Raw genomic sequence first — 20,993 nt, forward strand, 5'->3', positions numbered from 1 at the left:
ATGCGCATCGACACTCGCCTCACCGAAAACCCGCTCCGCCCCGAGGAGGAGCTGGCCCGCTTCATCGCCGGCCTGGAGGGTGACGGCGCGGTGGTCAGCTTCACCGGCCTGGCGCGCCCGGCCGGCGCCGAGGGGCAGGCGGTGACCGGCCTGTTTCTCGATTCCTATCCCGGAATGACCGAAGCCTCGCTGGAAGGCATCGCCCGCGACGCTCTGGAGCGCTTCGAGGTGAGCGCGGTGAGCGTCGTCCACCGCTGCGGCCGGATCGGCCCGGGCGAGGCGATCGTCTTCGCAGCAGCCGCCGCGCGGCACCGCCGCGCCGCGTTCGAGGCGGCAGACTATCTGATGGACCGGCTGAAGACCGACGCGGCCTTCTGGAAGCGCGAGGAGGGCGCCGGCGGCCCTCGATGGATCGAGCCCACCGAGGCCGACCGCGCGGCCCGCGCCCGCTGGAGCGCCTGATGGCCGGGATCGACGAGAGCCTCGCTTTCCATCCGCTGCGCATCGCGGTGCTGACGATCTCCGATACGCGGGACGAGGAGACGGACACGTCCGGTCGCCTGCTGGTCGAGCGTCTCGAGGCCGCCGGGCACGCGCTTGCAGGCCGCGCCATGGTCGCCGACGATATCGTTGCGATCCGCAGCCAGGTTCAGGCCTGGGCGGACGGTCCGGGCGTCGACCTGGTGCTGACCACCGGCGGCACCGGCTTCGCTCCGCGCGACGTGACGCCCGAGGCTGTGCGGCCCCTGTTCCGACGCGAGATGGACGGCTTTTCCGTCGCCTTCCACCAGGCGAGCCTCGCCACGGTCGGCGTCTCGACCATGCAATCGCGCGCCTTCGCCGGCCAGATCGGGGACACGTTCGTCTTCTGCCTGCCCGGCTCGAACGGCGCCTGCCGCGATGGCTGGGCGCTGATCGGCCCGCTGATAGACAGCCGCCACCGCCCCTGCTCACTCGCCGGCGAGGTGCCGCGCCTCAGGCATCTGCTCGCGTGACTAGGCTCAGCCATCTCGACGAGTCCGGCCGAGCGCGGATGGTCGACGTTTCGGACAAGCCGGCGACGGCCCGCGTCGCGACCGCGGAAGGCCACCTAAGATGCCGGCCCGAGACGCTCGCCGAGGTCCGTGCCGGCGCCGCGCCGAAGGGCTCGGTGATCGAGACGGCTGAGCTGGCCGGAGTGATGGCCGCGAAGCGCACCGCCGAGCTGATTCCGCTCTGCCACCCGCTGCCGCTGACCAAGGTCGCGGTGACTGTCGCCATGGACGAAAGCCTGCCGGGCTTCCGCATTCACGCCGAAGCGCGCACGACCGGCCCCACCGGAGTCGAGATGGAAGCGCTGACCGCGGTCTCGGTCGCGGCCCTCACCCTGTTCGACATGCTGAAGGCGATCGACCGGGAGATGGAGATCGGCGGCATCGCGGTAACCGCCAAGAGCGGCGGCCGATCCGGCGACTGGCGCAAGTGATTTCGTTCGACGAGGCCGTCGCCCTGATCGCCGAGGCCGCTCGCCCGCTGGGGCGCGAGACTGTGCCGCTGGACGAGGCGCACGGGCGGGTTCTGGCCGGACACATGCGGGCGCGCCGCGATGCGCCTTCGGCCGACGTCTCGGCGATGGATGGTTATGCAGTGCGCGAAGCCGATCTTCCCGGGCGCCTGCGCGTGGCGGGAGAGTCTTTCCCCGGGCGCGGCTTTGCCGGAACCATGCACGCCGGCGAATGCGTACGCATTTTCACCGGCGCTCCGCTGCCCCCCGGCGCCGGCCGGGTCGTGATCCAGGAGGACGTGAGCCGCGAGGGTGAGTTCGCCGGCTTCGCCGCGCCAGCGGGCGAGGCGCGTCACATCCGCCGCCGCGGCTCGGACTTCGCGGCCCGCGATCTCCTGCTCGAGCCCGGCCGCCGCCTCGATGCGCGGGCCCTGGTCGTCGTCGCGGCCGCGGACATTGGCGAGGTCGAGGTCTTCCGCAGGCCCCTAGTCGCGCTGCTCGCCACCGGCGACGAACTGGTGGAACCGGGCGAGGGCGGCGGGCTGCCGGACAGCGTTTCGCCCGGCGTCGCGGCGCTGCTCGCCGATTGGGGCGGTGAAGTGAGCGCTCGGCGGCGGCTCCGCGACGATCCGGGCGAGATGCGCCGGGCCGCGGGCGAGCCGGCCGATCTCCTCGTCGTCACCGGCGGCGCCTCGGTCGGCGAGCGCGACTTCGCCAGGGCGATGTTCGACGGGCTCGACCTGATCTTCTCGAAGGTCGCGATCAAGCCCGGCAAGCCGGCCTGGCTCGGCCGGGCCGGCGGCAGGCTGGTCATCGGCCTGCCCGGCAATCCCACGTCCGCGATGGTGACCGCGCGTCTGCTGCTCGCGCCATTGCTTGCAGGGCTCACCGGGCGCGCGCCGGCCGAGGCGCTGCGCTGGCGCTCGGCGCCGCTGGCAGAAGGGCTCGGCCCCTGCGGCGATCGGGAAACCTTCGTCCGCGCACGCTATGACGGCGAGACGGCGCGTCCGCTCCGCAATCAGGATTCGGGCGCGCAGAAGATGCTGGCTGACGCCGACCTGCTGATCCGGCGGCGGCTTGGCGCTCCGGCGGCCGCGAAGGGTGAGGTGGTCGAAATCCTGGATTTCTAGGCGAAGAGCAGCTTGGCGCCCGCGACCGCGAGCACCAGGGCGAGCGCCTGCAGCAACCTCTCCCGCGGAAGCCGCTCGACGCCCAGCCAGGTGCCGATCAAGGCCCCAGCCAATACCGCTCCGGCGAGCCAGGGCAGCTCCGCCGGCAGGCCGCGCACCGCGGCGAGATTGCCGGCGAGCCCGGCGGCGGAGTTGAGGACGATGAAGCCCGCCGCCACGCCCGAGGTGTGCCGGGGCGTCTCCCAGCCGAACAGGATGATCAGGGGCGAGAGGAAGATGCCGCCGCCGGTCCCCGTCAGCCCGGCGAGCAGGCCGAGGCCCGCGCCCGCGGGAAGGGCGATCGCGAGCGAGGGCGTCCTGACCTCCTGGTAGGCCAGCGTCTTCGGCTGCCAGAACAGGCGCGCGGCGGCAGCCCAGAGCAGCAGACCCACGAGCGGCCGGTAATATTCGCCCGGAAGGTGAATGGCGCCGCCGATGAACGCGGCCGGCGTCGCGGTGACGGCGAAAGCCAGGAGCAGCCGCAAATTGGTCTGCCCCTCGAGCCCGTAGCGCAGCGCACCGAAGCCCGCGACGACGAGATTGAGGGCGAGCGCGGTCGGCCGCATCGTCTCGGGCGCGATCGCGAACAAAGCCATGATCGCGAGATAGGCCGAAGCGCCGCCATGCCCGACCGAGGAATAGAGCGCCGCCGCGACCGCCATCGACAGGGCGATCCAGGCGAGGGTCGCGCCGTCCATCAGCCGCCGGTGACGCTCATGTGTCGCTGGACGGCGGGCCGCGGCGCGTTGATCGCGAAGTCGTGTCCCTTGGGCTTGCCGGCGATCAGCCGGTCGAGCGCGCCGTTCACCGCGTCCGACCCGCCCGCGCGAAGCAGCTCCCGCAGCTCCACCTTCTGATCCTGGCCGAGGCAGCCATAGACCGTCCCCGTGGCGGCGACGCGGATGCGGTTGCAGCCGGCGCAGAAATTGCCGGTCAGCGGGGTGATGAGCCCGAGCCGGATGCCCTCCACTTCGTAATAGCGCGCCGGCCCGCCGGTGCGGTGGAGCGAGGGAATCAGGCCGAAGCGCGTTTCGAGCCGCTGTCTGACCTCGCTCAGCGGCAGATAATAAGCGGTCCGGTCCTCCTCCACCGCGCCCAGCGGCATGGTCTCGATCAGCGTGAGGTCGAAGCCGCGGCCCGCACACCAGACGAGCATGTCCCCGATCTCGTCCTCGTTGAGCCCCTTGAGCGCGACCATGTTGATCTTGATCGCGAGGCCCGCCGCCGCCGCGGCGTCGATCCCGGCGAGCACCTGGTCCAAATCCCCATGCCGGGTGATGTGCCGGAAGCGCTCCGCGCGCCGGCTGTCGAGGCTCACGTTGATGCGCTCGATTCCCGCCTCGCGGAGCTGCCGCGCATGAGCGGCGAGCCGCGTCCCGTTGGTCGTCATGGTCAGCTCGTCGAGCCCGCGCCCGATCCGCGCGCCGAGCATCTCCGCCAGCGCGATTATTCCCCGCCGCACCAGCGGCTCGCCGCCGGTCAGCCGGATCCGGGTGACTCCGCGGGCGATAAAGATGTCGGCAAGCGCCGCGATCTCTTCCAGCGAGAGGATGTCGCTCTTGGGCAGGAAGCGCATCCGTTCGGCCATGCAGTAGCGGCAGCGCAAATCGCAGCGGTCGGTGACCGACATGCGCACGTAGCTGATTCGGCGGCCGAACGAATCGATCATGGCAGGCATCACGCCGTCCCCTCCTTCAGCCGGCGCCTGAAGCTGTGCAAAAGCGGCTCGGTATAGCCGTTGGGTTGGGCGACGCCCTCGAACACCAAAGCGCGCGCCGCCTGGAAGGCGAGGCTGGTTTCCTCGTTGCCGCTCATCGGCCGGTAGAGCGGATCGCCCGCATTCTGCGCATCGACCTTCGCCGCCATCCGCCTCAGCGCGGCATCGACCTCCTCGACGGTGCACACGCCGTGCAGCAGCCAGTTGGCCATGTGCTGGGAGGAGATTCGGAGCGTGGCGCGATCCTCCATCAGGCCGACGTCGTGGATGTCGGGCACCTTGGAGCAGCCGACGCCCTGATCGATCCAGCGCACGACATAGCCGAGGATTCCCTGGGCATTGTTGTCGAGCTCCCGGCTGATCTCCTCCGAAGACCAGTTGCGTCCGATCGCCAAAGGGATGCTGAGCAAGTCGTCGAGCGGCGGTACCGCCTCCCCGGCAAGCGCGCGCTGGCGCTCGAACACGTCGACCTGGTGGTAATGAAGCGCGTGGAGCGTGGCCGCGGTCGGGCTCGGCACCCACGCGGTGCTCGCCCCGGCCTCGGGATGGGCGATCTTCTGCGCGAGCATGTCGCCCATCAGGTCCGGCGCCGCCCACATCCCCTTGCCGATCTGCGCCTTGCCGGAAAAGCCGGCGGCAAGGCCGATGCGGACGTTGCGGTCCTCATAGGCCTTGATCCAGGCGCTCCCCTTCATCTTCGCCTTGGGGATCATCGGCCCGGCGCGCATCGATGTGTGAATCTCGTCGCCCGTGCGGTCGAGGAAGCCGGTGTTGATGAAGACGATGCGGTGTCGCAGCGCGTGAATGCACGCGGCGAGGTTGGCGGAGGTGCGCCGCTCCTCGTCCATCAGGCCGACTTTGATCGTGTAGCGGGCGAGGCCGAGCAGGTCCTCGACCGCATCGAACAAGGCATTGGCGAAGGCTGCTTCGTCCGGCCCGTGCATCTTGGGCTTCACGATATAGATCGAACCCGCGCGGCTGTTGCGGAAGCGGCCGAGGCCTCTGAGGTCGTGAACGCCGATCAGGCTGGTCACGATCGCGTCGAGAATGCCCTCCGGCGCCTCGCTTCCGTCGGCGAGCAGGATGGCCGGCGTGGTCATCAAATGCCCGACGTTGCGCACGAAGAGGAGGCTGCGGCCCGGAAGGGTCAAGTCGCCATAAGTCCGGTCGCCAGCGAGCGACCGGCCCATGGTTGTCCCGCCTTTGTCGAATCTGGCCTCCAGATCGCCCTTCATCAGTCCGAGCCAGTTGCAATAGGCGGCCACCTTGTCCTCGGCGTCCACCGCCGCGATGCTGTCTTCCAGATCGACGATCGTGGTCAGCGCCGCTTCCAGCAATATGTCGGCGATACCGAGCGGATCGTCCCGGCCGATCGGATGGGCGGGGTCGACGACGATCTCGATATGGAGCCCGTTGTGGCGGAACAGCACCGCGCCCGGTGCGCGCGCAATCAGCGCCGGATGCTCTCCGCCCTCGACCGCAGCCTCCCATCGCGGCAGGGTCTCGTCGAGAAAGGCCCGCGCCCGGGCGACCACCTGTGCGCCGCGTTCCGGATCGTATCCCGGCCCGCGGGGCGTGCCCGGCAGGGCATCGGTGCCGTAGAGCGCATCGTAAAGGCTCCCCCAGCGGGCGTTGGCGGCGTTGAGCAGGAAGCGCGCGTTGAGCACCGGGACGACCAATTGGGGGCCGGCGAGGCGCGCCACTTCGTCGTCGACATTTTCGGGGTCGATCGTGAACGGGCCCGGCTCGTCGGCGAGGTAGCCGATCTCGCGCAGGAATTCCCGATAAGCGACGGGGTCCGGCTGCCCCGGCTGCGCTTCGTGCCAGGAGTCGATCCTCGCCTGTAGCGCATCGCGAGTCTCGAGCAGCGCGCGGTTCTCCGGCGCGAAGCGGGCATAGATATCCGCCGCGCCGCGCCAGAAGGCGTCCGCTTCGATTCCCGTTCCCGGCAGCGCCTCCTCCTCGAGGAAGCGCGCCAAAGTCGCGGCGACCCGAAGCCCCGCCTTTTCGATCCTGTCGGCCATCGCCTTGCTGTTTCGGCGCGGCGCCGACCTTCGTCAACCGGCGGTTCGGGGCGAGTCCGGCAAATGGCGAACGCGCGACGCTCGTTCAGCGCCGGGCGTCAGGGATGAAGGATGGTGCGGCCCGCGGCCCTCGCGTCGACGGCTGCGCGGCTGAACAGCATCGGCTGCATCGCGCCGTTGATCCAGGGCGCATAGTGATCGCGATAGTGAGGCGAACGGGGATCGCCCGACTGGCCCGGGAAATTGAGCATCAGAGAATTGTCCCAGGCGCCGACGTCGATCACCTGCAAATAGCTCGCTCCGCCGCTGACCTGCCAGGCGGGAGCGCTCCGCAGCCAGCGCGCCATGACGGTGTAGGAATCGCCCCCCGACCCCTCGCCCTCGATCGCCGGAAAGGCCGCGGCGATGGCCGGAATGCGGTATAGCGGATGCCGGATCTGTACCTGGTGCAAGGTGCCCCAGCGCCAGGCGGCGGGATCCGGCCCCAGTTGCTCGAGGCCCTGCGCCCAGGCGGAGGCGAGCGCGGCGCCGAAAAGAGCGTCGCGGGCTGCGGCCGGGTCCGGCCCGAGCCGCTGGTCGGGGTGGGCGAGCAGCCCGAGCAGCACCGATGGCGCGATCTCCTTGACCAGCTCACGCGCCCGCTCCGGCACGATCGCCGCGAGCATCCGGTTGCCCAGCTCCCGCCAGAGGATCTCGTAGAGGGCCGCCGGGGCGCTGTCGGCCTCCAGCCGCCCGTCCCAGCCGCGCAGCATCGCCAGCGCCGGCGCCGCGCCCGCCGATCCGCTCGCCGGCAGCAGCGCGACGAGCTGCCGCGCCGGGGTGGAGAGCGTATCGTGCATCAGGGCGACGCTGTCGGCGAGGCGGTGCCTCGGCTGCGCGGACAGGACATCGGCGATGCGCTGGTAGCGATAGGGATCGCGAAAGGAAAAGGCTGGAATGCGGTCGCGCGGCCAGCCTTGGGGAAGGTTGTTCTGGTTGGCCGAGGCGAACCAGCCCTTGGCCGGATTATATTCGCTCGGCAGCGCGCGGAAATCGCGCATGGCGGTCCAGTCGTAGCGCCCGTCGCCGGGCACCGGCATCAGCCCGTCGCCCTTGCGCCGAACGGGCACGTAGCCGATCACCTGCCAGCCATGGTTGCCGTCGACATCGGCGTAATGGAAGTTGGTCGGCGACGGGTGGAAGCGGAAGGCGGATTCGCGAAGCTCGGACCAGTCCCGCGCGAGGTTGATCGCGATCATCGCGAAGGCGCCGCTGGCGCCCGGCTGCAGCTCGACGGCGGCGAGGGCGGTGGCGCGGCGCCGGGCCGGATCGTGCGAGACCACCGGCCCCTGGGCGGCATAGCGCAAAGTCGCCTGCCTTGGCGGCCCGTTCTTGACCGGGATCGAGATTTCGACGCGCTCGAACGGACGCCACCCCTCGCCGTGGCGGTACCGCTCCGGATCGTCGGGGTGAAGCTCAAGGACGAACAGGTCCTCCTGGTCGATATGGAAATTGGTTCGGCCGAAGGCGAAGCGATCGGTGTGGCCCTGCATGATCCCCGGCAGGCCCGGGGAGCCGCCGCCGATCACGTCGAGCCCGGGAGCGGTCAGATGGGCGACGTGGCGCGGATCGAAGCCGCCGATGCCAAGATGCGGATCGTTGGCCAGGATCGGCCGGCGCGTCGCGCTGCGCCCCGGGCCGACGGTCCAGGCGTTGCTTCCGGCGTTCGCGGCCGACGAGGCCGAAGCCTCGGGAGCCGGGACCAGCGCGTTCCACGGAAGGCCGCCCAGGCGCAGCACCCCCAGATCGGCCTCGGACACTGCGGCGGCGTCGAGCCCTTCGGGCACGGCGAGGTCCCACGCCGGTTGCAGCGGAGCGATCACCGCGTCCAGCCCGAGCAGCCCCATGGCGGCGAGCCGCGCGCGCCGCACCTCGGCCTCGACGCTGAACGAGCCGCCGCGTGCCAGCACCATGTCGCGCACGTCCCACCGGAGCGGGCTCACGCCCAGGATGGAATATTCGAGGGGCAGCAGCGCCGGATCGGCCATAACCTCGTCGATCCGGGCGTTGATCCCCGCCGCATAAGCGCGGGCGCAGGCGACGAGATGTGCCGGCACCGCAGCCAGCTCCGAGTCCAGGTCGCCGCGAAAGAGGAACAGCCGCGCCGCGGCGTCATGGGCGGCGAACTCGGCCCCGAACGCCTCCGCCAGCCGCCCGAGCTCGCGCCGGTGCGCGAGGTCGAGCTGGAACAGGCGGTCGCGCGCGACGGCATAGCCCTGGCCGAAAAAGGCGTCGGGGATCGATCGGGCGCGGATATGGGGGACGCCGTAGGGGTCGTCGACGATCTCGACCGGCGCCGACAGGCCCGCGGCCGCCACCTGGCGCGTGCGCGAGACGGCCGCCGCGGCGGCGAGTTGGCCGGCCGGCAAAAGTGCAACCGTCGCGGCCGAGCCGAGCAGGAATGAGCGGCGGTCGAGCGTCATTGCGAGCGTCCCCGGGCGTCGACCGGCCAGATGTCGATCACCGTGTCGCCGCGGACGATGTGGTAATGGTCATAGAGGTTTACCGTCGGATCGCAGTGCGGCACGGCGCAAGTGACGATCGCACCGACCTCCATTGCGCCCCCTTCGCTGAATTCCAGCCTGCCCTGCTCGTCGCCGGAGAAGACGTAGCGCGCGCCCTCGGGCGCCCCACGCACGATCCGCGGCGGTCCCGCGTCGGTGGCGAAGGCCTTGAGCCCGGCATCGGTCGTCGCTCGGCCCGGCAGGTTGGCGCTGATCACCGTCGTCTGCACGAACAGCGCCGTTTCGAACGGCGCGCGCTCGCCCTCCCACACATCCTCATATTCGGCGTCCATGAAGACGTAGGACCCTGCCTGCAGCTCGGTGAGCACCGCGGCGGACGGGTCCAGGTCGAAGGTCCCGGTTCCGCCGCCGGTCACGATCGGACAGGCAAGGCCGCGCGCCTCCAGCGCATCCCGCATGTCGGCCAAGGCGGCCATTACGGCCAGCGTCGCCGCCTCGCGCTCCCGGCGGTCGTGAACGTGCATCAGATGCCCGGCATAGCCCTGGATGCCGGCGAGGCCGAGGCCCGGCGCGGCCGCGATCCTCGCGGCGAGCGCGACCGCGCCGTCACCCGGCGCGATTCCGGTGCGGTGCTGCCCGACGTCCAGGTCGAGGATCACCTTGAGCGGCTTGCCGGAGTCCGCGGCCGCGTCGGCGAGCATCGCCACGTTGGGGGCGCAATCGGCGACGACCATCAGCTCCGGGCAGCGCCGGTTGAGCGCTGCGAGACGCCGGCAGCCCTCCGCGCTCACCACCGGCGAGGTGAGCAAGATGGATTCGATCCCCCCGCCGGCCAGGATCTCGGCCTCGCCCAGCTTCGCGCAGCAGATGCCGATCGCGCCGGCGCCCAGCTGGCGCCTGGCGATCTCGATCGACTTGTGGGTCTTGGCGTGCGGCCGCAACGCAATTCCGCTCTCCGCGCAAAGGCGCGCCATCTTCGCGATATTCGCCTCGAGCAGGTCGAGGTCGACGATCACGCTCGGCGTATTGAGCCGCCATCGCCCGCCCGGCACACCGACGAGATGCGCATTGACCCCGGCATCGGTCATCGTGCGGCTCCTTCGAGCCACGTGGGCACATGTTCCTCGGCGAGATAGGCGTCGGTTTCGCGCCTCGGCCGGACCACCGCCCAATTGGCGCCGTCGACGAGCACCTCGGGGGCGAGCGGGCGCGAATTGTAGGTCCCCGCCATGGTGGCTGCATAGGCGCCCGCGGTGCGGATCACCACGAGGTCGCCCGCATCCACCCGGTCCATCCGACGCGCCACGGCGAACACGTCGCCGCTCTCGCAGACGGGGCCGACCACGTCCGCGATCATGTCATCGCCGCTGGGCGAGACCGCGCCGATATCGTGCCAGGCGTCGTAGAGGCTCGGCCGCATCAGATCGTTCATCGCGGCATCGACGATGACGAAGGGATTGTGGACCCCGGGCTTGACGCGCACGACCTCGGTCAGAAGCACGCCGGCATTGCCGGCGATGAGCCGCCCCGGCTCGAAAATCAGCCGCACGTCCCAGCCGCGAGTCGCGCGCGCCACCATCGCGCCATAATCTTTCACACTGGGCGGCGGCGGGGCGGAGGGATCGTATTGAACGCCGAGGCCGCCGCCGAGGTCGGCCGTGGACACTTCATGGCCACTCGACCTGAGCTCGGCGATCGCCGCGCCCAGCTTGGCGAACGCCTTCTCCAGCGGGGCGAGGCTGGTGAGCTGGCTGCCGATGTGCACCGCAAGGCCCCTGAGCTCCAGGCCCGGCAGCCCCCGGAGCGCCGCGCAGGCGGCGAGCGTCTCGTCGACCGGAATACCGAACTTGTTGTGCGCGGCCCCGGTCGAGATCTTCGCGTGGGAGCCGGCGTCGACGTCAGGGTTGACGCGAAAGGCGACCGGCGCCGTCCGGCCCATGGACAGCGCGACCTGCGACAGCATTTCGGCCTCGGGGAAGGATTCGAGGTTGAACTGGCAAAGCCCCTCGCCAAGCGCGGCCCTCATCTCCTCGGCGGTCTTGCCGACGCCCGAGAAGACGATCCTGTCGGGCGCGATCCCGGCCGCCCGAGCGCGGCGATATTCGCCGCCGGACACGACATCGGCGCCCAGCCCTTCCGCCGCCAGCGTCGCGAGGACGGCGATATTCGGGTTGGCCTTGACGGCAAAGGCGACGAGCGGGTCCTCGAGCGGGGACAAGGTGGCGCGCAAGGCGCGCGCCTGGCTCCGCATCGCGTTGGCGGAATAGACGAAGACGGGCGTGCCGGCAGCCGCCGCGATGTCCGGCAGGGCGACGTCCTCGCAATGGGTGACCCCGGCGCGAAGGTGGAAATGGCTCATCGCTCTACCCGAAAAAAGCGGCGCGGCTCCGGGAAGGAACCGCGCCGCCGGAGATGTGCCCGCTAACGGATGTCGAAGCGAACGCCAACGCGGAACGCGGTTCCGAGCATGTCGCTGAAGGTGGGGTTAGCCGCCAGTCCGGTCTCGGGCAGCACGATCGGATCGGCGTCGAACAAATTCGTCACGTTGACGAAAAACTGTCCGTTACCGCGGCCCAGGGCATCGAAATTCACCGTCGCGTTGAGATCGACGTAGAATGTCCCCGATACATGATTGTTGTCGTAGGTCGGGAAGGCCGAAGCCTCCGCGGCCGTTCGTCCGGCGGGGCAGGTGCCGGGCGCGCATTCGATGCCGTTGGCGGCATAGCGGCCGGAGCTCACGCCGCGCCCGACGACGGTGATCGAGCCCTGCGGTGAATCATAGCCGGCGCTGACCCGGTAAATCCAGCTCGGCGTGCTGAACTGGCCCCCGTTCACCCCGGTCGTGTCGAGCACGGCCGCGCCGACGATGCCGGTGTCGATGATGTTCTCGAGATAGTGGGTCGCCATGCCGCGCAGGGTAAAGCTGCCTTGGGCTTCCGCCCAGACCCGGTTCAGCGGCAGCCGGTAGGTCGCCTCGAAATCGATGCCGCGCACCAGCCTGCGCTGGAAGTTGAACGGCTGGGTCTTGATCAGGACGCGGGTCGCGTTGGCCGGATCCTGGGTGATGGCGGTGCAGACGTCCTCGCGTCCCTGGAAGCAGAAATTGATGATGGTCTGCGCGCTGAGGCTGTCGATCGCGCCCTCGAGGTCGATCCGGAAATAATCCACCGACGCGCTGAAACCGGGGATGAATCGGGGCGTGAGGACGCCGCCGAGATTCCAGCTGTCGGCCTTTTCGGGCTCCAGGTTCAAATTGCCGGTGGCGAGCCCGGAATAGCCGATGCTGGCTGTGTTGTAGACCACGCCGTTCAGCGGCGTGGCGGTGCCGGTCGCGGGATTGAAGAACGGGTTGTTGACCGAGTCGGTGTTCGCCGTGCCGGCGGCGAACAGCTCGTTGAGGTTGGGCGCGCGGATGTCCCGCGACCGCGTGACCCTGAGCCTGAAGTCGTCGATCGGCGACCAGGTCGCGCCGGCGCGCCAGGTCGTGACGTAGCCCGAGGTCGAGTAGTCGGTGGCGCGCACGGCGCCGTTGAACTCGAAGCCGAAGCCCAGCGGCACCACCGTCTCGAAATAGGCTTCCTTGACGCTGAAGTCGCCGTTTGACGGCAAGTAGTTGCCGACCGACCAGATGTTGGTGGTGCCGGTCGGCGTGATGATCGGCTGGAACTCGACGGGAACGAACCCCTGGATCTGCTCCTTGCGATACTCCGCGCCGATCGCCATGCTGACGTCGCCGGCCCAGGTCGCGAAAGGCGTGAACGACAGGTTGGCGCCGGTCACGAACTGTTCCACCACCTCATCGCGATAGGGGGCGCCAAGCACGTAGGAGATGGCCGCCGGATTGGCGACGCCGACGCCGAGGCGGTTCAAGGGCACGCAATTGGGGTCGTTGTTGGTGGCGATCGCGTCGAGGTTGACCACGCACTGGATCGAGCCGACGGCGTAATTGCCCGGATTGCCGGCCTGGGCGAAGGCAACGCTGGTGGCGTTGGCCAGCCGCTGCGTGTGCATGATGTTGCGCAGCTGTTCGCGCAGATCGGCGCGCCCATATTGCCCATAGACGTCCCAATGCGCCTGGTGGTCGAACAGTCCGAACTCCCCTTGGGCACCGAGCACGTAACGCTGCACCTCGCGCGTGTTGTTGATGACCCGGTAGGGAAGGTCGACGGCGGTAGTGGCGAGGGTGACGCTGGTGATGCCCGTCAGGGTCGTCGGCCCGAGCGCGTTGTAGAGGAAGGCGTTGCAGGTGATCGGCGCAGCCGCGGCCGTCGCCGCGGTGCCGCAGCCGGTCGCGTTCAGGACCTGGCCGGTCGACAGGTTCGGGCCGGCGTTGAAGAACACCTCCTGCCAATTGTACGAGGCTTCGGCGAAAAGCGTGACATTGTCGGCGACGTCGAAGCTGAGCCGCCCGAAAATGCCGTGGCGATCGTCCTCGGCGTCGAGGCCGATGCGGCGGCCCGAATCGTTGACCCGCCAGCTGCCGCCCTGGGTCAGGGTCGGGGCGGCCGTGCCGGTGGGCACAGGGAATGTCAGCGCGCCATATTGATACTGGAGGACCCGGCCGCCCCCGCCGAAATAGATGCCGCGCAACCGGTTGGCGACTCCGCCCGCCGAGTTGGTGATGAGGCCGCCCGGCGTCGAGTTCGCCGCGCCGACCTGGAGCAGGGTGGTGATGAATTGCGGATTGGCGCTGGCGGTCGTCCAGGTCGGGTCCTGGATGCGGACGTAGCCTCTCTGGTTCCAGTCGCGGTCGGAGACGTCGAAGATGCCGTCCTTATGCGCGATTTCGCCGCTGACCATGAAATGGCCGCGGCCTCCGGCGAAGGACGTGCCCCACGCGGCGTTGAAGGAATAGTTGAAGCCGTCGCCCCGCGAGGTGATGCCGGTGTCGCCTTCGAGATGCAGGCCCTCGAAGTCGTCATTGAGGATGAAGTTGACGACGCCGGCGACGGCGTCCGATCCATAGGAAGCCGACGCGCCGCCGGTGACGATGTCGACCCGCTCGATGAGCGATTGCGGGATCGTGTTGATGTCGACCACGCCGGTGATCGTCGAGGCGACGGATCGCCGGCCGTTGATCAGGATGAGCGTGCGGGTCTCGCCGAAATTGCGCAGGTTGAGCGCGTTGATTCCGGCCTGCCCGCTGCTGATGTTGAGGCGCGAGTTGGACGGCCGGGTCGAGCCGGCGAGCGACGGGATCTGATTGACGAAATCGGCGATGTTGTTGGTCGGGGAGGTGTTCTCGATATCCGCCGCGGTCAGCACGGTGAGCGGGGTCGGCGCCTGATAGCCGTCGCGTACGACGCGGGTGCCCGTGACGACGATATCCCGGCGCTCCGCGTCGTCCGCCGGGGCCGCGGCCGTCTGGGCCGTCGCTGGGTCGGTGCCTTCGGCCGGCGCAGCCTGAGCCCGGGCGCTGCCGGAGAAAGCCATGGCGGTGAAGGCGGCGCCACAAAAAAGAACCGATTTCAGTGACTTGGAAGCACGCATCGAATTATCCCCCCCTTGGCAGCAGCCAATCGGCATTAAGTAACAATAATCAGGCGGGCCGCCATAGTTTCTGTTGGCCAAGCCATAACCTGCCGCCATCTTATGGGCGAAAGCGTCGCAGGCGTGATAGCCCGTAAAAAGCGGCCGCGTCGGGATCGGGGGAGGGCTATGGCTTCACAAGCAAAGGGCAGCGCCGCGCCGGCCGGCCCGGTCGTGTCCGGAGGCATTGGCCGCCAGGCGCTCTACGTGCTGCTCGGCTTCTCGGCCGGCCTGCCTTTCTACATGTTCTCGACCGTCCTCTCGCTGCGCCTCCAGGCGCACGAGGTGGGGCTGGTCGTCATCGGCTTCTTCGCCTGGGTGCAGCTGCTGCCGACCTTCAAGTTCCTCTGGGCGCCGCTCCTCGACCGCTACGAAGTGCCGGGCTTCGGCCGCTTCTGGGGCAAGAGGCGCGGGTGGATCATGCTCGCCCAGCTCGGCATCTTCGTCTCGATGGCCGTGATGGGGCTGACCTCGTCGGACGGGAATCTGGGCATCACGGCGCTGTTCGCGGTGCTGCTCGCCTTCTGGACGACGACCCTGGAAGTCGCCGCCGACGCCTGGCGGATCGAGCTCGCGCCGACCCAGGCGGAGCAAGGCCCGCTCGCCGCCGCCAATCTGTGGGGCTACCGAAGCGCGATGGTCGCCGCGGGCAGCGGCGCTCTGCTCGTCGCCGACCAGCCCGGCTTTGGATGGACCGGCGCCTATCTCGCAATCGCCTTCTTCGCCTTCCTGCCCTTCCCGCTGCTCGCCCTTATGCGCCCCGATCCGGGCCACGGCGGCGGCCGCGCCGGCGCGCTCGTCACGGGCCTGGGCGCGAGCGCGATCATCCTGGGTGTGTCCGCCGCCGCCGTCGGCGCGGTCGGCTGGCTGCTGCTCGGCGCCGCGTCGGCCATCGGCATCAGCGGGCAGACCAACGTCACCCCCTTCGTGCTGGCGGTCTGTATGGTGCCCTTCCTGGTCATGGCCGCGGCGCTTCCGAAAATCCGCAAGCTTCCGCCGTCGGCCCCGGCGCGGCGCTCCGTCGCGGTCGGCCCCTATGTCGACTTCTTCTGGCGCTACGGCTTCATGGCGCTGGCGCTGATGGCCTTCGTCTCGGTCTACCGAATGGGCGACGTGCTTGCGCTGAACCTGTCCAAGCCGATGATCCGCGATCTCGGCTATTCGCTGACCGAGATCGGCCTCGCCGATTCCTATGTCGCGCTGATCGCGAGCATCGTCGGCGTCGGCCTCGGCGGCTGGATGGCGGCGCGCTGGCGGATGACATGGACCCTGGCGATCGGAGCCTTCTTCGCCGCGCTCGGCAATTTCGGCTTCGTCTGGCTCGCCCACCAGCCGGTGGACGGGACCGCCCTCTATTTTGCCACTGCCGCGGACCAGTTCGGCAACGGCATGTCCGGGGCGATCTTCGTGGTCTATCTCTCGCTGCTGGTGAACCCCCGCTATCCCGGGGCTCAATATGCCTTCCTCTCCGGATTCGCCTTCCTGCTGCCGCGGCTGCTGTCCGGAGCGGGCGGCTCGATCGTCGAGGCGTTCGACCGCGCAGGCTATCGGGGTTTCGACCTTTTCTTCGTCATCACCGGCGTGGCCAGCCTGGCGGCACTGCTGTTCCTGCCGCTCATCGCAGGGGCCCGCCCCCGTCCCGCGGACGACAGGCCATGATCGACGAGGTGGCGGAACGGGCCTTCGCGCCCGCGGCACAGGCCGTCGCCGAAGGCCGGATTCCGGGTACGGCGCTCGGCATCGTGGCCGCCGACGGGCGGCGCGCCGTACGCCTCGCAGGGATGGCCGCGCTGATCCCGGAACCCGAGGCGCTGACGGAGAATCACTGGTTCGACCTCGCCTCGGTATCCAAGGTCATCGCCACGACAAGCATGATCCTGACGCTGGCGGAGCAGGGCCGGATCGGCCTCGACCGGCCGCTGACCGATGCGATCCCCGACCTTCGCCAATATGACGTCGCCAACGCCGCCGAACGGTCGCTGACCTTCCGCGACTGCCTTGCCCACCGCACCTTCCTTCCGGCGGTTGAGCCGATCTACACCTATGGCAGCGATCCCGAGCGCCTGCGCGCCTTCGTGCTGCAGCGGGAGTGGCGCCACGGCCCGCCGGTCTATTCCGACATCAATTTCATCCTCCTCGGCATCGCAATCGAGCGGATCACCGGCGCGCCGCTGTCGGCCTGGCCGCTCGGGCCGGGCCTGAGCTACGGTCCGCCGCCCGGCCCCGCCGTCGCCACCGAGGCCTGCTCCTGGCGCGGCCGCGTGATGAAAAGCGAGGTCCATGACGAGAACGCATGGGCGCTTGGCGGCGCGCCGGGCCATGCCGGCCTGTTCGGGACGGTGGCCGGCGTGCTCGCCTTCGCCGCCGGTCTGCTCGACGGGAGCGGCGCCTCGCCATTCATGCTTCGGGCGATCCGAACGCCCGTGCACGAACACCGGACCTGCGGCTGGGAGCGGCGCTTCGCGGGCTGGCACGGCGGCGACGCCTGCTCCGGCGGGACGATCGGCCATACCGGCTTCACCGGCACCGGGCTGTGGGTCGATTTCGAACGCGGCCTCGCCTGGACCTTGCTGACCAACCGAGTCCACCCGACCCGCCATCGCGAGACCGGCATAGCGGAGCTGCGCCGCGCCACCGGCGATGCCGTCGTGGAGGCGTGGGACGCGGCTTAGAGCAGGATTGCCTTTAACTGCCTCCCTCCGCTCATCCTGAGGAGCCGTTGAGCCTGTCGAAACGGCGTCTCGAAGGACGGTCCTTCGAGACGGGCCTTCGCCAGGCTCAGTCCCTCCTCAGGATGAGCGGTTCAGCATAAGCTGTTCAGGCTTTAATTCGCCTCGGCGATCAGGTTGAGGGCGGCGTCCATGAATCCGGTCGCGCTGACGTCGCCCGGCACGTCGTTGGCGTAGAATGAGAAGATCAGGGTCCGGCCGCTTCGGGCGGTCAAATAGCCGGACAGAGCGTTGGACGCGTTGAGCGTTCCGGTCTTGGCGAACAGGCGCCCCTCCAGCGGGGTCCCGCGAAAGCGGCGGGCGAGCGTTCCGTCGACCCCGGCGACCGGGAAGGTCGCCCGCCACGCCGCGCCCCAGGGCTGGGCGGCGGCCCAGCGCAGCAAAGTGGCGACCGCGCGGGGCGACAGGCGATTGTAGGTCGACATGCCCGAGCCGTCGGACAGGTCCCAGGCCGTCCGGGGCACGCCCGCTGACGACATCATCGCCGCGATCGCCGCCACGCCGTCCTCGATCGAGCCCGAGCCGGCGATCAGGCCGACGCGGCGGAGCATCAGCTCGGCATGCAGATTCTGGCTGACTTTGCTGATCAGAATCAGGTCCTCGGCAAGAGGCGGCGGAGTCAGCCGGGCCAGCGCCTCGGGCTCGCTCGGGCGAGTCACGGGCCGGTCGCCCCGGCGCGCCGGATCGTCGCCGTCGCGCGCGAAGGGCCGGTGGCGCGCCTCGGCGTCGCCAGTGACCCGAACGCCCCGCGCTTCGAGCAACGTGCGCAGGCGCCAGGCCGCGAAATGGGCCGGGTCGTCGATGCCCATCCGAAGCGTCTCCGGCTCGGCGCCGACGGCGATCGTTCCGGTGAGCCGCAGGACGCGGCTGTTCGGCATCCGCTCGAACTGCAGCTCGGTCGTCCCCGCCGCCGCCGTCGTCGCGAGATTGGTCACCTCGTAATAAGGCAGCATGTCGAGCGCCGGGCGTTCCCCCACCGCTCCGGGGGTGACCCGAATTGCCAGCTCGTTGTCGTCGAGGGTCAGCGCCGAAACGCCGGTGCCGTAGCGGCTCTGGATATTGTTCCAGCTCATCCCCGGGCTCCAGCGCTGGTCCGGGAACAGGCTGTCGTCGCCGACGACGTTGCGCACGCGCCGGGTCCGCGCGGCCACCGCGTCGGCCAAAGCGGCGAGGCAATCCACGGCGCAATCCGGCGCGCTCGACAGCCGGGCGTCGCCATGGCCGGCGAGGATCACGTCGGGCGACCGCCGGCTCCCGTCGAGCCGCACCGAAGCGCCGCCGGCGGCGTCCGGCCGGTCGAGCGCGGTCATGTTGGCGAAGGCCGCGGCGGTGGTCAGCATCTTGGTGTTGGAGGCCGGGATGAAGCGGGCGTCCGGATTGACCGCGACCAGCTCACGCCCGTCCTCGGTCGTCACCACCAGGCCGAAGCGCGTGCCCGCCGGAGCGGCGGCCAGGCCGGCCTCGACCCGTTGCTGCAGCGGCGCCTGCAAAGCGTGAGCGGGCGAAACCGCGGAGATGGCGACCGCCAGCAAGGCGATGCGCAGTGGGGAATGGGGAGCCGGCATCGGGGCAGCCTAGGGCACATCCGGCCCGGGGCAATACGGCATCGCTCATTCCGAGCGTTCGCGCCGCTATAACGGCGGGGCATTTAGCCCAGGCGGCACTTGCCAGGCGGGCGCGCCGGCCTCAATCCAGGGCGATGAAGAAGCACCTCCTCGTACGACTGTGGCTCATGGCGATCGGCCTTGCGCTCCTGCCCTCGGCCGCCGCCGCCCAGCGCGACCCGTTGGCCGAAGCCCTCGCCCTCCCCGTCGCGAGCGGCCTTGCCGGCGCTCGCGACGTGCCGCGCTTCGCCTGGATCGTGAACGAGGCCGGCGTTCGCAACATCTGGGTGGCGACGCGCGGCGTGCCGGCGCGGCGCCTGACCGCCTTCACCGAGGATGACGGGCAGGAACTGTCCGAAATCGCCCTTAGCAACAACGGCGCGAGCCTCGCTTTCGTTCGCGGCGGCGACGAGGAGTTTCCGGACCAGGAGGACCTGCCCAACACCGGCGCCGCGCCCTTCACGCCGCCCCAGCAGGTGTTCGTGGTCTCCGCCAGTGGCGGCGACGCGTTGGCCGTCGGCCAGGGCCATTCGCCCAGCTTCTCGCCCGACGGCGGGCGACTGGCCTTCACCCGCCGGGGCGAAATCTGGCTGTGGACGCGCGGGAGCGAGGCGCGGCGCATCGCCAAGGTCGGCGGAAGCATCGGCCGTCTCACCTGGTCGCCGGACGGCACCCGATTGCTGTTCTCGGAGGATCGCGGCGAGCACAGCCTCGTCGCCGTTCTGGACGCGGATGGCGAGCGCCTGCGCTATCTCGATCCCGGCCTCGGCCAGTCGATCGAGCCTGTCTTCTCTCCGGACGGCCGCCAAATCGCCTTCATCCGCTATGTATCGCCGCCCGCCGGAGCGGCGGCCGACAGTGGGCCTTATTGGTCGATCCGGCTGGTCGACCTCGCCACCGGCGAGGCGCGCACGCTCTGGACAGCGCCGGCCGGCCCGGGTGGGCGCTATTACGGGACCCGAAGCCGCAACCTGTTCTGGAGCCGAAGCGGGCTGATCCTCTTTCCCTGGGAGCGGACCGGCTGGCTTCACGTCTACGCGCTCGACGCGCAGCGGGGCGGCACGCCGCGCGCCCTGACCGCCGGCGCCTTCGAGGTCGAGACCTTCCTGATCGATCCGGCACGCGACGATCTCCTCTACGCTGCCAATGCCGGCGATATCGACAGCCGCCACATCTGGCGCCGGCCGCTGGGCGACGGCGCGCCGCTGCGATTGGGCGGCGGCGATACGATGCAGTTCGCTCCGACGATCGCGGGCGATTCGGTCGCCGCAATCGCGACGAGCGTGTCCAGCCCGGCCCATCCCGTCCTCCTCGGCGCGCGCGAGACGCCGCTCGCGCCCGTCCCCACCGCTTCGGGCTTCGCCGCGCCCGAGGTGGTGACGTTTCGCGCCGAGGACGGAGTCGAGGTTCACGGCCAATATTTCCGCGCCCGCGGCCCGGGCCGCCATCCGGCGCTGGTCTACGTCCACGGCGGCCCGCGCCGGCAGATGCTGCCCGGCTTCCACACATCCGGCTATTATTCGAAGACGTATATCATGAACCAGCACCTCGCCGCGCTCGGCTATGACGTGCTGTCGGTGAATTATCGCAGCGGCACCGGCTATGGGCTCGCCTTCCGCGAGGCGGCGGAGACCGGCCGCGAGGGCGCGTCGGAATATCGCGACATCCTCGCCGCCGGGCGCTGGCTTGCGGCGCGGGGCGATGTCGACCCGGCCCGCATCGGCGTGTGGGGCGGGAGCTGGGGCGGCTATCTCACCGCGCTCGCTTTGGCGCGCGACAGCGGCCTGTTCGCGGCCGGCGTCGATCTTCATGGTGTCCACACCATGCTTCGCCCGGTGCCCAACTCATTGTCGCCCCAGGCGCAGGAACGCGCGCGCCAGGTCCAGTGGGACTCCTCGCCGCTCGGCGCGATCGATCGCTGGCGCTCGCCGGTGCTGCTGATCCACGGCGACGACGACCGGAACGTCGACTTCTCCCAATCGCTGCTCCTGGCGCGCGAGCTGGCCGCCCGGCACATCCCCTATCGCGAGCTTGTCTTCCCCAACGAGCGCCACAGCTTCTTCCGCCACGACAACTGGCTCCGCGCGCTGCGCGCCGCGGAGGAGTTCCTCGATCTTACGGTGATGCGCCGGCAACCGCTGCCCTGAAGCATGATCGTCCAAGACCGATTCATCTCGTCATTGCGAGCGAAGCGAAGCAATCCAGAGCAGCCTCGGAGGCCGATGGATTGCCGC

The 20,993-nt window shown here is 69.8% G+C and carries 15 protein-coding genes; 7 read left to right on the plus strand and 8 right to left on the minus strand.

The genetic code is table 11. The features are described 5' to 3' along the window. The 4 genes from E6G92_09155 to E6G92_09170 are packed head-to-tail and all read left to right on the plus strand — an operon-like array spanning nucleotide 1 to nucleotide 2,613. A complete protein-coding gene (locus E6G92_09155) occupies nucleotides 1-462 on the plus strand; it encodes a molybdenum cofactor biosynthesis protein MoaE (protein ID TMJ19911.1) in 462 nt (153 codons plus the stop codon). Beyond that, the gene (locus E6G92_09160; GenBank protein TMJ19912.1) at nucleotides 462-995 is read left to right on the plus strand and encodes a molybdenum cofactor biosynthesis protein; all 534 of its coding nucleotides are present in this window, start codon (nucleotides 462-464) and stop codon (nucleotides 993-995) included. The genes E6G92_09155 and E6G92_09160 overlap by 1 nt, the downstream gene beginning before the upstream one ends. Further along, on the plus strand, nucleotides 992-1,465 hold the full coding sequence (moaC, locus tag E6G92_09165) for a cyclic pyranopterin monophosphate synthase MoaC (protein TMJ19913.1): 474 nt from the start codon (nucleotides 992-994) through the stop codon (nucleotides 1,463-1,465). Before E6G92_09160 ends, moaC begins: the two co-directional genes overlap by 4 nt. Continuing rightward, nucleotides 1,462-2,613: a molybdopterin molybdotransferase MoeA gene (locus tag E6G92_09170; protein TMJ19914.1), complete on the plus strand. Its 1,152-nt coding sequence runs from the start codon at nucleotides 1,462-1,464 to the stop codon at nucleotides 2,611-2,613. Before moaC ends, E6G92_09170 begins: the two co-directional genes overlap by 4 nt. Here the strand turns inward: E6G92_09170 and E6G92_09175 are convergent. The 7 genes from E6G92_09175 to E6G92_09205 all read right to left on the minus strand — a co-directional run bounded on the left by E6G92_09175 (nucleotide 2,610) and on the right by E6G92_09205 (nucleotide 14,330). Next, on the minus strand, nucleotides 2,610-3,350 hold the full coding sequence (locus E6G92_09175; GenBank protein TMJ19915.1) for a sulfite exporter TauE/SafE family protein: 741 nt from the start codon (nucleotides 3,348-3,350) through the stop codon (nucleotides 2,610-2,612). The two genes, E6G92_09170 and E6G92_09175, sit on opposite strands and share 4 nt — an antisense overlap. After that, a complete protein-coding gene (gene moaA, locus E6G92_09180; GenBank protein TMJ20774.1) occupies nucleotides 3,350-4,321 on the minus strand; it encodes a GTP 3',8-cyclase MoaA in 972 nt (323 codons plus the stop codon). Before moaA ends, E6G92_09175 begins: the two co-directional genes overlap by 1 nt. 8 nt (nucleotides 4,322-4,329) lie before the next feature. Beyond that, nucleotides 4,330-6,393, minus strand: coding sequence for a malate synthase G (locus E6G92_09185; GenBank protein ID TMJ19916.1), 2,064 nt, complete (start codon nucleotides 6,391-6,393; stop codon nucleotides 4,330-4,332). A gap of 98 nt (nucleotides 6,394-6,491) precedes the next feature. After that, nucleotides 6,492-8,855, minus strand: coding sequence for a penicillin acylase family protein (locus E6G92_09190; GenBank protein ID TMJ19917.1), 2,364 nt, complete (start codon nucleotides 8,853-8,855; stop codon nucleotides 6,492-6,494). Further along, nucleotides 8,852-9,985: a DSD1 family PLP-dependent enzyme gene (locus tag E6G92_09195; GenBank protein TMJ19918.1), complete on the minus strand. Its 1,134-nt coding sequence runs from the start codon at nucleotides 9,983-9,985 to the stop codon at nucleotides 8,852-8,854. Before E6G92_09195 ends, E6G92_09190 begins: the two co-directional genes overlap by 4 nt. Continuing rightward, nucleotides 9,982-11,256 (minus strand): diaminopimelate decarboxylase, encoded by a 1,275-nt coding sequence (gene lysA, locus E6G92_09200; GenBank protein TMJ19919.1) that lies wholly within the window; start codon nucleotides 11,254-11,256, stop codon nucleotides 9,982-9,984. Before lysA ends, E6G92_09195 begins: the two co-directional genes overlap by 4 nt. Nucleotides 11,257-11,318: 62 nt before the next feature. Next, nucleotides 11,319-14,330, minus strand: coding sequence for a TonB-dependent receptor (locus tag E6G92_09205; protein TMJ20775.1), 3,012 nt, complete (start codon nucleotides 14,328-14,330; stop codon nucleotides 11,319-11,321). A gap of 225 nt (nucleotides 14,331-14,555) precedes the next feature. On the opposite strand from E6G92_09205, the gene E6G92_09210 reads away from it, so the two are divergent. Together E6G92_09210 and E6G92_09215 are read left to right on the plus strand one after the other, a co-directional pair. Further along, complete coding sequence (locus E6G92_09210) at nucleotides 14,556-16,085, plus strand: AmpG family muropeptide MFS transporter (protein ID TMJ19920.1); 1,530 nt, start codon at nucleotides 14,556-14,558, stop codon at nucleotides 16,083-16,085. Beyond that, nucleotides 16,082-17,098 carry a beta-lactamase family protein gene (locus tag E6G92_09215; protein ID TMJ19921.1) on the plus strand — a complete coding sequence of 339 codons (1,017 nt, stop codon included), beginning with the start codon at nucleotides 16,082-16,084 and terminating at the stop codon, nucleotides 17,096-17,098. Before E6G92_09210 ends, E6G92_09215 begins: the two co-directional genes overlap by 4 nt. Nucleotides 17,099-17,250: 152 nt before the next feature. Here the strand turns inward: E6G92_09215 and dacB are convergent, their stop codons facing one another. Further along, nucleotides 17,251-18,720, minus strand: coding sequence for a D-alanyl-D-alanine carboxypeptidase/D-alanyl-D-alanine-endopeptidase (dacB, locus tag E6G92_09220; protein TMJ19922.1), 1,470 nt, complete (start codon nucleotides 18,718-18,720; stop codon nucleotides 17,251-17,253). Between the two features lie 167 nt (nucleotides 18,721-18,887). On the opposite strand from dacB, the gene E6G92_09225 reads away from it, so the two are divergent. After that, nucleotides 18,888-20,906 carry a S9 family peptidase gene (locus tag E6G92_09225; GenBank protein ID TMJ20776.1) on the plus strand — a complete coding sequence of 673 codons (2,019 nt, stop codon included), beginning with the start codon at nucleotides 18,888-18,890 and terminating at the stop codon, nucleotides 20,904-20,906. Nucleotides 20,907-20,993: the final 87 nt, after the last annotated feature.

Source organism: Alphaproteobacteria bacterium (genome assembly GCA_005883305.1).
Taxonomy (GTDB): Bacteria; Pseudomonadota; Alphaproteobacteria; order Sphingomonadales; family Sphingomonadaceae; genus Allosphingosinicella.